The 12,825-nt window shown below is 62.7% G+C and carries 8 protein-coding genes; 2 read left to right on the top strand and 6 right to left on the bottom strand.

Features of this window, described 5'->3' with window-relative positions:
- Positions 1 to 3 precede the first annotated feature (3 nt).
- Entirely contained in the window at positions 4 to 2,211 is a 2,208-nt protein-coding gene (locus tag ACR0KX_RS03585; RefSeq protein WP_170622541.1) for a serine/threonine protein kinase, read from the top strand.
- Between the two features lie 8 nt (positions 2,212 to 2,219).
- Positions 2,220 to 3,455: a hypothetical protein gene (locus tag ACR0KX_RS03580; protein WP_170622540.1), complete on the top strand. Its 1,236-nt coding sequence runs from the start codon at positions 2,220 to 2,222 to the stop codon at positions 3,453 to 3,455.
- Here the strand turns inward: ACR0KX_RS03580 and ACR0KX_RS03575 are convergent.
- The 6 genes from ACR0KX_RS03575 to tagH form a co-directional block, all read right to left on the bottom strand.
- Positions 3,452 to 4,174: a protein phosphatase 2C domain-containing protein gene (locus tag ACR0KX_RS03575; RefSeq protein WP_170622539.1), complete on the bottom strand. Its 723-nt coding sequence runs from the start codon at positions 4,172 to 4,174 to the stop codon at positions 3,452 to 3,454. The two genes, ACR0KX_RS03580 and ACR0KX_RS03575, sit on opposite strands and share 4 nt — an antisense overlap.
- On the bottom strand, positions 4,171 to 4,857 hold the full coding sequence (gene tagF, locus ACR0KX_RS03570) for a type VI secretion system-associated protein TagF (RefSeq protein ID WP_170622538.1): 687 nt from the start codon (positions 4,855 to 4,857) through the stop codon (positions 4,171 to 4,173). The genes ACR0KX_RS03575 and tagF overlap by 4 nt, the downstream gene beginning before the upstream one ends.
- Positions 4,857 to 8,429, bottom strand: a complete 3,573-nt coding sequence (tssM, locus tag ACR0KX_RS03565; protein ID WP_170622537.1) for a type VI secretion system membrane subunit TssM — start codon at positions 8,427 to 8,429, stop codon at positions 4,857 to 4,859. Before tssM ends, tagF begins: the two co-directional genes overlap by 1 nt.
- A complete protein-coding gene (gene icmH, locus ACR0KX_RS03560) occupies positions 8,429 to 9,877 on the bottom strand; it encodes a type IVB secretion system protein IcmH/DotU (RefSeq protein WP_480707864.1) in 1,449 nt (482 codons plus the stop codon). The genes tssM and icmH overlap by 1 nt, the downstream gene beginning before the upstream one ends.
- 98 nt (positions 9,878 to 9,975) lie before the next feature.
- Complete coding sequence (gene tssK / locus ACR0KX_RS03555) at positions 9,976 to 11,316, bottom strand: type VI secretion system baseplate subunit TssK (RefSeq protein ID WP_170622535.1); 1,341 nt, start codon at positions 11,314 to 11,316, stop codon at positions 9,976 to 9,978.
- Positions 11,317 to 11,355: 39 nt separating this feature from the next.
- Positions 11,356 to 12,822 carry a type VI secretion system-associated FHA domain protein TagH gene (tagH, locus tag ACR0KX_RS03550; RefSeq protein WP_480707863.1) on the bottom strand — a complete coding sequence of 489 codons (1,467 nt, stop codon included), beginning with the start codon at positions 12,820 to 12,822 and terminating at the stop codon, positions 11,356 to 11,358.
- Between the last annotated feature and the right edge of the window lie 3 nt (positions 12,823 to 12,825).

The raw sequence follows: 12,825 nt of genomic DNA, 5'->3' as shown, positions 1-12,825 counted from the left end.
AGTATGACTGAATCCCGCGCAGGCGACCTGTTTCAGCCGGGCGATCTGGTGAACAATACCTATCGGATCGAAGCCATCCTTGGGCGGGGCGGTACTTCTGACGTCTATCGGGCCCGCTCGGAAATTTCCGGGCGGCTTGCCGCGCTGAAGGTGCTGAAGGCCGAATTTTCCAGCAATGACGACTATCTTGTCCTTCTGACGCGCGAGGAAGAGATCCGCGACATCCGCCACGATGCGGTTGTCCGCTATTCCGAAAACAACCGAACCGCCGATGGCCATGTCTATCTGGTGATGGATTATGTCGATGGTCCGGGTCTGGACCAGAAGCTGCGCGAAGCTCCGATGCCCGCCGGTGACGTTCTGACCGTGTGCAAACGGGTGTGTGAGGGGCTGGAGGCCGCCCATGCCCGCAACATCGTCCATCGTGATCTGAGCCCCGACAACATCATCCTGCGCGATGGCGACCCGGCGCAGGCGGTGATCATCGATTTCGGCATCGCCAAGGACACCAACCCCGGCGCGGAAACCATCGTCGGTGGCGAGTTCGCCGGGAAATACGCCTATGCCGCGCCCGAACAACTGTCGGGCAAGACCGACCAGCGCACCGACATCTACTCGCTGGGCGCGCTGCTGCTGGCCAATTTCCGCGGCCAGAAGGCCGATGCGGGTCGCAACCTGCTGGAAGTGGTCGAAAACAAGAAAGAGCCTTTGGATACCGAAGGCGTGCCCGAGCCGTTGAAATCGATCCTCGACAAGATGACGGCTCCGAACCCGGATGATCGGTACCAAACAGCCGGAGAAGTGTTGCGCGCCCTGGCCACGGCCCGCAATGGCGCGCCCGCACCGGCAACGGATGATCTGGACGATGCCACGGTGATCAAACCGCGCGGCGCGGCGGTCGCACCGGCCCCCGCCCCAAAACCGACCCCCGCCTCGGCCCCAAAGGCCGAGGTTGCAACTCCGAAACCGGTACAGGTGGACGAACCGACAAAATCTCGCGGCTGGCTGGTCGCGGTGTTTGGCGTGCTTGCCGTTGCAGGCGTCGGCGCGGGCGGGTATTTCGGCGGGGTCTTCGACGGGCTGACCGGACCTCAATATCCCGTTGCCGCGCCCTATACTCTGGTCGCCGACAAGCGCGACGGCCTGCCGCCGCGCGCCGTTGGCTTTGTGCCCTCGGAAACCGTGCGCGACGCGATGACCGGCGAGATCACCGGCGAAGGGGGCGAGGTTGATCTGACACTGGCCTCGGGCGACATCTCGGACAGCTGGGGCACCGCCGTCGTCGATGTGATCGACGCCGCCATGCCCTTGGACGAATGGCGGCTGGTGGTCGAGGGCAATCAGGCCCGCCTGACCGGACAAACCACCGATCAGGCACTGCATGCGCAGTTGGAACAGCTCTATTCCGCCGGTCTGCCCGCCGGGTTGCAGGGGTCGGCCGAAATCGAACTGGAATCCCTGTTCCTGTCCCCCGATGAGGTCCGCCCGATCCTGTCAGGCATGGCCGATTGTGGCGCCCTGACGCTGGTCGACGTGCCAACCGCCGGATATGGCCCGGAAACTCCTATCGAAGTCAGCGGCACCCTGGCCTCGCGCGACAGTCTCGTGGGTCTGGACACCGCCCTGACCGCGCTGGCCGGACCGCGCCCCATCGATCTGGATCGGGTGGCGCTGCTGAACCCGACCCTGTGTCTGATCGAGAACTTCCTGCCCTCGGCCCCGACCAGCGATATCTCGATCGCCTTCTACAACGGCGAGCAGAACAACGCCCCCAATCCGACCGGCGATTTCATCGTCGGCCAGAACCCGGTGATCGATGTGGACCTTCCGGATGATGTGCAGGACGGCTATCTGTCGGTGTCTGTGCTGGATGTTTCAGGCAATGTGTTCCACCTGCTGCCCAACGTCATCCGCCCGGACAATTCGATTGCCGCGTTGCGCGACGGGGATTCCGGGCCGATGTCCGTACGGGTGGCCTATTCCATCCCCGAAAGCCAGGACAACGGCGGTATTGCCTTTCAGGTCGATGACAGCGCCTTGGGCAAAAGCAAGGTGATCGTGCTGCACACCGACAATCAGCTGTTCAACACGATGCGCCCAACCACCGAGTCCGCTGCCGGTTACGCCGAGGCGCTGCGCGAACAGGACCGCAATGTCGAGACGCAGATCCTGTCTCTGGACAGCCGCATCCTGACGACCTTGGAGCAGTAGGCCGCGTCATGCCCTGTTTCTGTAAATCCAATGCCGCAACGCTGCCCGGTCTGAACGCAACGGCCAACCTGTCGGTGCAGGCGGTGCCGCCGCAGATGATGAAACTGTTATCGCTGCTGGGCCTGCAGGGCACAGCCAGCGGACAGGCGCGCGCGGACCTCAAGCTGAACGCCATGTTGCCCGCGATGACGCCGGACATATACCTCAGGGCGACGATGAACGCGAAGGCACCCAACATCGCCCTGCCCGCGATCCTTCCGCCCGGTGGCGGTGGAGCGATTTCGCTGATGATGAAACTGGCGGCGACCGGTTTCCCCTTGGCGGACCCGCGCGCCCTGCTGGCCGAAATCCAGCAAGCGGTGCTGAGCCTTGCCGCAAATGTCATGCCGCAGGCGCAGGCCATGCCCAAGATCCCCGGCCCGCAAATGCAGAACATCACGCTGGCCGCCAAGATGACCTTGGCGCTGCGGGCACAAGGTATCTGCCCTATGGCACTGGCCGGGCTTGATTATTCCTTTGAATCGGAAATGGAACTGGGCGAGGCCGGAAGCTCTCGTGGGACCTGCTCGGCGGCGCTGAACTTTGCCGCCTCGCTGCCCCGGATCACGCTGCCGCCCTTTGCGCTGCCACTGCCCAAGCTCAATCTGGCCAAGGAACTGGCGCTGCTGGCCCCGGCGGCAACCGCGCCGGGCGATCTGGGCCTGCCGGCCTTCTCGGACCCGAATCTGATGAAGGCGCTGATGGGCCAGTTGGCCGCCCTGTCCACGGTGCCAATCCCCAACCTGCCAATCTCGCTGGACGAGTTGCAGGCGCTGGCGGATCAATTGTCGGACCTGGCGACAATCCAAGAGGCATTCGGCCCCGACGCCCTGACGCCCGCTGGCGTGGCCCGGATCAATGCGATGCTCAGCTATGTGGCCCGGTTGAATATTCCCGTACCGCTGGACGCGCAGGCGCTGCAAATGCAACTGGACGCCCTGCCCAAGATCGACGACATCACCCAAGGCGCACAGGCGGCGCAAAGCGGCGCGGTGAACATGGCCATGTCCATGAGCGTTCAGGCCCCGCCCATGCCTGTGCTTCCAACCCTGCAATCCCTTGCGAAAATGGCAAAATCCCTGCCCGGTCTGCCGCTGGGGCCATGCAACGCCTGCAATTTCGACATTGGCGCGATCAAAGACAGCATCGCGGGGATGCAACTGCCCTCGCCGCCGCCGATCCCGGCGTTGCCATCTGTATTCTAGAGAATATCCACCACCACAACGGTGATATTGTCGGCCCCGCCACCATCCAGGGCCACCTGCACAAGCTGGTCCGAGACCGTCTCGATCGGCATTTCCGACAGCGCTTTTTGCAGCATCGCGAAAGTCGCGTATTTGCTGAGGCCGTCAGAGCAGATCAGGAACCGGTCGCCCGGCTGAACCTCGCCCCGGACCTTGTCCAGCTCCAGCTCCTCACCGACGCCAACCGCGCGGGTGATGGCGTTGGATTGCGGGTGTTGCTCGGCCTCATCCCAGGTCATCTGCCCGGCCAGAACCAGCTCGGCCACGACGGAATGATCTGAACTGAGCATCTGGATCTCGCCCCCGCGCAGCAGGTAAATCCGGCTGTCACCGGCCCAAAGCCCGACGAAATGCCCATTGGCCAGCATCAGGCAGGCCACCGTGGTTCCGATGGTGCCGCCCCCGCGCGCCGCCGCTTCCTGCCGGATCACTGCATGGGCACGGGTCAGCGCGTCGCGCAAAGCGCCCAACCGATCCGACGGGGCCAGACCGGGTTGGATCGAGGCCACCATGTCGGCCACCAGACGGCTGGCATAGTCACCGGCCTCATGCCCGCCCATGCCATCGGCCACCAGCCACAGGCTTTCCTCGGGCAGGGCCAGCACTGAATCTTCGTTGACTTTGCGCTTGTGACCGACATGGCTGCGTGCACTGTACCGAACGCGGTGACTTGAATTCATATTGGTCTTGCCTCGGTCCACAATGCGGCGTGAAGGTTGAACAAGCCTTGCATGTTTGCCAGTGCCGGTAAACCTTCGCAGACCATCATCCGCGGGACGCCACCGATTTCCGTGCTCCAAATGCTGGGAGTGCGATATCTTTGCGACATCAATCCGGCGGCAAGATCGGGCAGCACGCTGTCTGCGGCCTCGCCCCGTGTCAGAACCATGGTGCTTTCATACCCGCGGATCGGCGCCGTTGGTTGCTGCACCGGCACTGTCAGTTCGGCCAGGCTGCCAGCCAGCTTGTCGCGTGTCATGTCATCTTCAAGCGCGGCCAAAGCGATGTCTTCCAACTGGCGAAAGGTCTGATCCGTGCGGAAATGGGTCAGGATCGCCGATCCCTCGTTCGAGACCGGGGCCACCAGCGTCAGCGGAAACCGCCGCCCGACACGGTCTACCGACGGCATCAGCACACCCAGCATCTTCTGCGGCCCGCTCAAGCCCGGCGACAGGCAAAACCGCCAGATCGGCGCAGACATGTAATGCGCATCCCACGCGTCGCCCATCACCTGCGAAACCGCTAGCATGCTGCGCTGAATCCATTCGTCCCATGGCTGCACAAAAGCGGGTGAGACCCCAAGCCGGAAGAAATCCCCGACCGAGGGCATCTTGCCAAATGCGCCGAACCCGTCCGCTGGCATCAGAACGACTTTGGACAGCTGAAGTTCTGCAACGCCGGCAGCGCAAACGGGTTGATCACCGAGCCCGATTGCAGCTGAAAGATCGCGATCCGGCCACCGACGTTAAAGATCACCTTCTTGCGGTCCGACACATTGGTCCGCCGCACCTCGGCTGCGTCCAGCAACCTAAACCACGCCCATGGGCCGTCCTTGGACAACACGCTTTCGATATTGCGCTTTTCCGGCTCGAAGCTGACGCGCGCCAGCCCGACCGACCCCGGCCATGTCACCGCCAGGGGCGAGGGCAGCCCGCCGCGATGGCGGAATTCCAGCGACTGGCCATCAATCTCAAGTTTGACGCCCTTGGCCTTGGGATCCAGCGCTTCGGGCATGATCTGGAACTGAATCTGCGGCTGCGGGCCACCGGCAAAGAACGCCTCTTTGATCTCGGCGGCGTTCTGGAATTGGGTCAGAACCGCCTGACTAATGCCCAGATCGGCCTCGTTCACACCCGATTTCCACGACCATGGCCGCGTGCGCATATCCACATGCTTGGCCAGATTCTCGTTGAAGAAGTTGTCGATCAGACCTTGCGGGCCAAACAGCTTGCCAAAATCGCCCATCGCCACATCCGCACCGGACCGGCGATTGAACGGATAGCGATCCGTCACCACCTGCTCGCAGAACGGCAGAACCGAGGCCTGCCAGCGCGCGTTGATCGACGACCGTGTGCTGTCCGAGGTGATCCCCGAGGACCCATCGATGATCTGCACCGCCCAACGTTCCATCGGGCCGGGAATGCGCGCGGCCTCTTGCTGGAACTGCTGCAGCGCCTGACCGGTCTGCCCGTCCGAGACGCCGCTGAAGGACATCTTGTTCAACTCCTGATAGACACCGGTCAGCGACCCCATCAGCAGATCAAGCTGCGAGGGCTGGCCCTCTTGCTGATCGACCAGATCATGCAGCCAGCTAAAGCGATCCTCGACATATTGTCCCGGCGCCGCCACAGGCTCGGTCACGCTCGCGCCGCTGGTTTTGGCCAGTGCTTCCAGCAGAATCTGCGTCTGGACCGAGGTGGCCGATTGCAGCTCCAGGCTGGCGGCGTCCGACAGCCCCTCGCTCAGAGCATCCGTGTCCCCCAGAACCGAGCGGGTCTCGGTCAGCTTGGTCTCGTCCGAGATCGAGTTCAGCACATTCACAATCGGCGAGGTCGGGCCGGACAGCACATTGGTCACCTCAACCGCGTGGCTCAGGCTTTCCATGGGCACAATATCGATATCGCCCAGCATCGCGTCATAGCGCGCGATATAGTCGTTATAATACAGGTCCAGCACGTCCCGGCTGAGCGCGGCCAGCGCCTGTTCGGTCTGTTCCGCCTCGCCGCGCGGACCCAGAACCCAGCTTTCCTTTTGCACCCGTTTGGCGACGCCGACGGCCTCGCCCACGAAGACGTTGTTGAACCCGTTATAGGTAAAGATGCCTTCAATACCGTCATTCAACGGCTTGCCAGAGGACCGCACCAGAACCCGGCCCACGGCAGGGCCGCCAACCTCGGTAATACGCCATTCGGGCAGCGCGGTGGCGGCGGGGCTGGAGATGATGCCGTTATAAACCCGCTGCGCCAGCGGTAATTCGGACAGGATGCCCTGAATCTGCTCGACCATCGGACCGTTCAAGGCAACCTCGCGCATCGGCTGGCTCAGCAACGCGTCCAGATGGTCATTCAGATCGGCCCGGAACTCTTCCCGCGCCGGACCGGGGAACGAGACCGTCCAGTCGATATTCATCCATTCCTTGACCAGATCCTGGTTCATCGGGCCTTGCAAGCCCAGCATCAGATAGACCTTGAGCGCCTCATACAGCACATCCGCGTTGTTGATATTGGCGCTCATCTGCTCTTCCAGACGCAGCAGCAGACGCGGCAGGAAGCGCTGGTTCAATGCCGCGCGATAGGTCTGCGCCGCCTGAGTGCCGATGACATCGCCCTGATACAGGCCATAGGTCAGGCGCGTTTCGGGGTCCGGATCGGACAGGGTCGGGTTGGCCGGCAGATCGCGCAGCGTGTTCAGCGCCTGCACCACCGGCACCAGATCGGTATCCCCCACCGGGCTGGGCGGCAGGGTCGCGGCGGCGGCCTGATAGGCGGACACACCCTTTTGCGCCTCGGCAATCAGGTCGGAATTGCCCATGAAGCTGCGCACCAGCAACGCACCAACGGTCGCGGCGGCCACAACCGTCGCCGCCATCGAGGCCCATTTGGTGATCTTATAACGCCGCTCGACCTTGTCATCGGCACTGACCAGACCGGCCTCGCGGAAAATCACCTGATCGAACAGGCGGGTCAGGAAATAGGACCGACCCGAGCCCTGCCCGGACCCGATCGCCTGACGCCCGATCCCGAAGGTGCGCGCCATGCCCAGCATCAGCCGGTCAATCGGCGTGCCTTCCTGCGTGCCAGAGGTGAAATAGACCCCGCGCAGCATGTGACGATGCTGATAACGGCTGTCCTGGAACACTTCGGTCAGGAACTCATGCGCCACCTTGCGGACCGAGGCGACCTGCATTGGGAAGCCCGCAATCAGCGCGCGGCGCTGTGGGTCGGTTTCCGTCTGCATCCGCTCAAGCGATTGCGCGTTCAGGCGGCCCAGAAGCTGGGCAAACTCGTCATCGAATGCCGCGACCGGAGATTGCTCGGATTTCGACTTGTCCAGCGGCAAGGTAAAGCCCCAGACCTGCTCGCGGTCTTCCTTACCCAGATTGTCGTGGAACTCGGCAAAGCCTGCGATCAGGTCGGCCTTGGTGAACAGGATGTAGACCGGGAAACGCACACCCAGCTTTTCGCGCAACTCCTCAAGGCGGCGGCGCACGGCTTTGGCGTGTTCTTTCTGCGTGATCTCGTCCTGCAAAGACAGATCGGACAGGGAAATCGCAATCATCGCGCCGTTTATGGGCTGGCGTTTGCGGTACTTTTTCAGCAGATTCAGGAACCCGATCCAGGCGGCATTGTCGACCTCGGCATCGCTTTCCTGCGTGGTATAACGCCCGGCGGTGTCGATCAGCACCGCGTTTTCCGTGAACCACCAATCGCAATTACGCGTGCCACCGACCCCGCCAACGGCGGTCTTGCCCAGCTCATCGGCCAGCGGGAAGTTCAGGCCCGAGTTCACGATGGCCGTGGTCTTGCCCGCACCCGGCGGGCCGATCATCACGTACCACGGCAACTCGTTCAGATGCCGCCGCCCGTTCTTGGACTTGCGCAGTGCCGCCATCGCGGTTTTCAGCTTGCCGCGCAGCTCGGCAATCTCGCTGTCGATCATGTCGCCACCATCGGCGACGGATTCCGTGATCTCTTCGGTCAGTTTCTTTTCACGCCTGCGCCGGATGAAGAATATGGTCAGTCCGATGATCAGGAAGATCAGATAGATCACCCCGCACCAGATCAGGCGCGTGCCCGTGCCGTCCAGCGGACGCCACTCGTCGGACCCGATCAGAGGGCCGAAATAGAACAGGCTGAATGACAGCACCGTGGCCGTGAAGAACAGCACGGTGTAGATCGACAAGAACACGTATCTCAGAATTCGGCGGAAATACATCAGTTCTCCTCCTGAACCAGCAGGACTTCGATCCGGCGGTTGGTCGCGCGGCCTTCACGGGTTGAGTTATCGGCGATGGGCTCGCTATCGGCCCGGCCTTCGGCGCTCAGGCGATCCGGGTTGCCCATCTCACCCGCCATCTGGTTCATCACCGACTTGGCCCGCGCCAGCGACAACGCAAGGTTCGACGGGAACCGGGACGAGCGGATCGGCACATTGTCCGAATGCCCCGCCACAATGACCGAGCCGGGTTCTTCATTCAGGGCCACAGCCACACGACGCACCGGTTCGCGGAACTTGTCCTGCAAATGGTCCGAACCCGAGCCGAACATGCCCGAGCCTTTAATGCGGATGATCAGCGTGTTGCCCTTTTCAAAAACCTCAACCAGCCCCTCGTCGATCTCGGGTTGCAGGAAGGCCACCACCTTCTCGACCTGCGGCTGCGCCTGCGGAGGTGGAGGCGGCGGAGGCGGTGCGCGGCGCTGTAACTCGGCCACCGGACCTGCATCGATCACCGACATCTGACCCACCAGATTTTCGGTCTTGTTCGACAACAGGAAGGACAGCCCGCCAAACTCGATCATCAGCAGCAAGGCAGTGACGCCGACGGCGATCCAGACCGGTTTCCACATGCTGAGAGCGCGATAGGGTTTGTCGACCCCTTCCCAATGCGGGGACAGGTCGCGTTCAATCGCACCGCGCTGGCCACGGATGATCCGGGCCAAACCCTGCCGGATTTGCAGATGCTTGTCCGAACCGCCCTGTTCGACGCGCAAACGCCCCTCGAACCCAAGCGACAGGCACATATAGACGAATTCCAGCAGCTCGATATTGTTGGCCGGATCCTGTTCCAGACGGGCCAGAAGGTCGTAGAACCGGTCGCCGCCCACAGTTTCGCGGTGGAAGGTACCGACCAGAGACTGCGTGGCCCAACTGGACTGTCCGCCCCAGGGCGTGTTCAGCACCACATCGTCCAGCGTCGCACACAGCGCATAGCGCGCCACCTTGACGGTCTGGGCCGCGATACCCGCCTGTAGGGCGGCGTTTTCGAAGGAACGCACCTCGGCCACGACGCTTTGGCGCAGCTTGTCCGGGTCCATATGCTGGGCACGGTTGCGGATACGGCTGATCAGAGAAAACAGGGGCGCGGCGCAGGCGTTCAGCCGGTTCATGCCGGTGGTCGCCACCTCTTCGCCGCCGCCCGGCGCGGGCCGCGATTGTTGAGGCTGTGCCGGGGGTACGCCATAGCCAGCCCCTGCGGGCGCAGCAGCAGGTTCCGGCGCAAGCGACGGCTGCGGGATCTGCATCGGGTCCGGATACCCCGCCGGTTGCTGAGGCGCAGCAGGCTGTTGCGGCGCACCGCCTGCCTGACGCCGCCCACCCGGATTGGGTCGGATCACCGTCTTGTCGGTATCGTCCGGTTCGGCGAAAGGATCTTTGTCGGACATCGTTTGACCTGTTTCCTCAAGGCTTCCACGTCACAAGTGTGACCCACTTGGGAAGCCCTATCAAATTGTTTCGGCGCAGCCAGTGATCGCGTTCACTCTTACTGGTTGCGGATCGCCCAAAGCTCCATCTGCAGCCCCGGATACTGACCCGAGACATGCACTGCGATCCCGCCCGAGGTTGTCATCTTGCCCCAATAGGGGCTGGCCGCATCCAGTTCGAAATAGACAACGCCGGAATGATAGGGGATCTGGCGCGGGGCGACGGGCAACGGGCGCAGCGTGATCCCCGGCAGGGCAGAGTTCACAAGCTGGCGAATTTCCTCGACCGGGCCGGTTTTGGCCTGACCTGCGAAATGCCGCCGCACGTCTTCGGCGGGGATGTCGGCATTGACCGCCAGCACGAAGCCCGCATTGCCGATCAGCTTGCGGTCGGCAATGACACCAACACTGATACCGTATTTTCGTGGCTCCAGCGGGATCGAAATCGCCGTCTGCTCGAGAACCGAGCTGAGGTATTGGCGCAGGGTGCGGATCACCGGCGCGAAGGATTCCGTAAGGTTGTCATGCTGATAGGCCGGGAATTGCACGGCCTCTTTCTCGGTGCTCATGAAGGTGGCCAGTTCCCCGGCCAGCGAGGCGCAGACGCGGTAGGCGTGCTCGGGATGCACATTCTCGATATTGGCGAAATGGCGCACCAGCGGCAGGTTGCGGTTGATGGTCATCAGCAGCAGGAAGTCCGAAATCTCGGCGGCACCCTTCGCGGGCCCGCCTTCTGACAATCTCCCGGCCAGGGCCTGCATCCGGTGCGACAGCATCCCTTCCAATTCGTTCATGAACCCGGCCAGCGCGGGTGCCGCGCGTACATCCAGAACGGAGGGGATAAAGCCGCGATCCAGAATGATTTCCTTATCGGGGCGTACCTCGATGATCTTGGCAATTGGAATGGCCAGCTTGTCGGCCAGATCATCCACCGCCAGCGCGAATTGCAGGCGCAGCTTGCCGATGCCCAGCGTCACCGGCTTTTTCTGCTGGCTCATCACGTCAGAGATTTCCTGCTCCGCCGGGCGCAACCGGCTGACCGATTGTTCGGCCCCGCTCAGATCAACTTCAGACGCACCCTGCCGCCGCTGCGGCACCGTCAAGTAGACCACGCAATCCTTGATCGTTTCGGGCACTTCCAGCGCGGGCGGGTGGTCTTCGGCTTGTGGCACACGAAACACTTGCCCGTCCGGGGTAAGCCCCGAGCAGGATTTCAGTGCAAACTGCCCAACCTTCAGAACCTCATCGTCGATCTCCAGCGCGCTGACACCCCAGGCATAGGGCGTGACGCGCCGCGCAAGGCCAGCCACCAGCGCCTCGGTATACCGATCCGCCTGCTGGAAATGATGGGGTTGCAGAAACAACCCTTCGGTCCAAAGCACCTTGCTGTCCCAGGACAATGGCTGCCCTCCCTTGTTCTTGCCGCCCTGATCAGGGCGTTATTTCAGCTTTTCCAGCTGTTCTTTATATGCGCGCGCGAATTCCCGGCTAAAGAGATCATGAAAATCGTTCTCTGCCTGATCCGAGATTTCAGCATACATCTTTTCATATACTTCCCAGTACTGGGCCTTCTTACCCTTGAAAAGTGACCCAAGTTTGCCCGAGCCTTCGATTTTTCCCGCCAGCACCTCGGGGTCCAGCCGGGCCAGCACGCCTTTCAGCGCGGCTTCCATGCCGGTGACCATCGCAACCTCATGCGCCTTGATGTCGTTCAGCGCCTGTTCGGTGGCTTCTTCTGCGGCCAGATAGCCTTTGACGCGCGGCTTGACCAAGGCCTCGATGGCCTGTTCCGGGCTGATCGAAAATTTCAGCGGGTTGTTCCCGCCCGCACTGATCATGGTCTGGTCGATGCGGAATTCCGACTTGATCGAAGTGCGGGTCATCAGGATTTCCCGCAAACCGGTGATCATCGCGCGCAACACGCGGCCCATGCGGCCCATGGTGGCGGGCAGATCGGCATCGTCGATGCGCAGGTCGTCCACCTCAAGCGCCTCCAACAGCGCCCGCGCCGCGGCCTGATCACCTGCGGCCACAGGCGCAGGTGTTTCAGGCTTTGGCGGCTCCGGCGCAGGCGCGGCGGGGGTGGGTGGTGCAATATCAGCCTGACCGCCGGGCGTCGGTTTCGCGGGTGGCGGAGGCGCAGGTTCCGGCGGAGGGGCCGCAGGTGGCGGCGGCTCGGGCGCGGCAAACGGGTCCGACGGTGCGCCGCCCGAGGGTGACAACAGATCGTCATCATCCCAGTCATCGGGGATCAGGTTCGCCCCGCCCCCGGACTGCGGTGCCGAAAACGCATCGCTGGCCGACGGGTTATGCATCGGATCGCTTGCGCCCATATCCGCGTGAACGTCCTTGGGCTTGGCAAAGAACGGGTCATCATCGTCCAACGGCGGCAACAGCTCGTCCATCGGGTCGGGCGTTGCAATCTGCCCCGGTCCCTTGGCATCGCCGCCCAGCAGGTCATCCAGAAAATCCCCGCCCGGCCCTGCATCGTCCAGCAAGGCCAACGGGTCCGGCGCGTTCTGCGACTGGCCCGGGGACACCCCGGCCTGTTGCATCGGCTGCGGGATCATCTCCTCGAACGTGGGCAGATCGGCCCCGATCTCGACCACCATCTCATACCCGCCTGCGGTCAGCACATCGCCGTTGTTCAGCGGCGTCGGCGTGCGGCCCAAGGAGATTTTCGAGTAGTTCAGGAACGTACCATTGGTCGACAGATCGACGATCACCACATTGCCATTGTGATCCTCGATCACGAAATGGCTTTTGCTCAGCGTGCGTTCAGGGTCCGGCAGCACCAGATCATTGGCCGGGCCACGCCCGACGGTCAAAGAGCCTCCCTGCATCGACACCGGGCGCCCGTCGCCCGGCACAACGCCGGTGGATTGGAATTTCAACGTGACCGTCATGCG

The sequence above is a fragment of the Ruegeria sp. BG5 genome, from assembly GCF_056538425.1.
Note: the sequence above shows the minus strand (reverse complement) of the source record. Positions and strands in the feature narration are given on the sequence as shown.

Bases quoted from the DNA above. Each gene is read 5' to 3' on its own strand.
- ACR0KX_RS03585 (WP_170622541.1), top strand. From the start codon at position 4: ATGACTGAATCCCGCGCAGGCGACCTGTTTCAGCCGGGCGATCTGGTG.
- ACR0KX_RS03580 (WP_170622540.1), top strand. From the start codon at position 2,220: ATGCCCTGTTTCTGTAAATCCAATGCCGCAACGCTGCCCGGTCTGAAC.
- ACR0KX_RS03575 (WP_170622539.1), bottom strand. From the start codon at position 4,174: ATGAATTCAAGTCACCGCGTTCGGTACAGTGCACGCAGCCATGTCGGT.
- tagF (WP_170622538.1), bottom strand. From the start codon at position 4,857: ATGCCAGCGGACGGGTTCGGCGCATTTGGCAAGATGCCCTCGGTCGGG.
- tssM (WP_170622537.1), bottom strand. From the start codon at position 8,429: ATGTATTTCCGCCGAATTCTGAGATACGTGTTCTTGTCGATCTACACC.
- icmH (WP_480707864.1), bottom strand. From the start codon at position 9,877: ATGTCCGACAAAGATCCTTTCGCCGAACCGGACGATACCGACAAGACG.
- tagH (WP_480707863.1), bottom strand. From the start codon at position 12,822: ATGACGGTCACGTTGAAATTCCAATCCACCGGCGTTGTGCCGGGCGAC.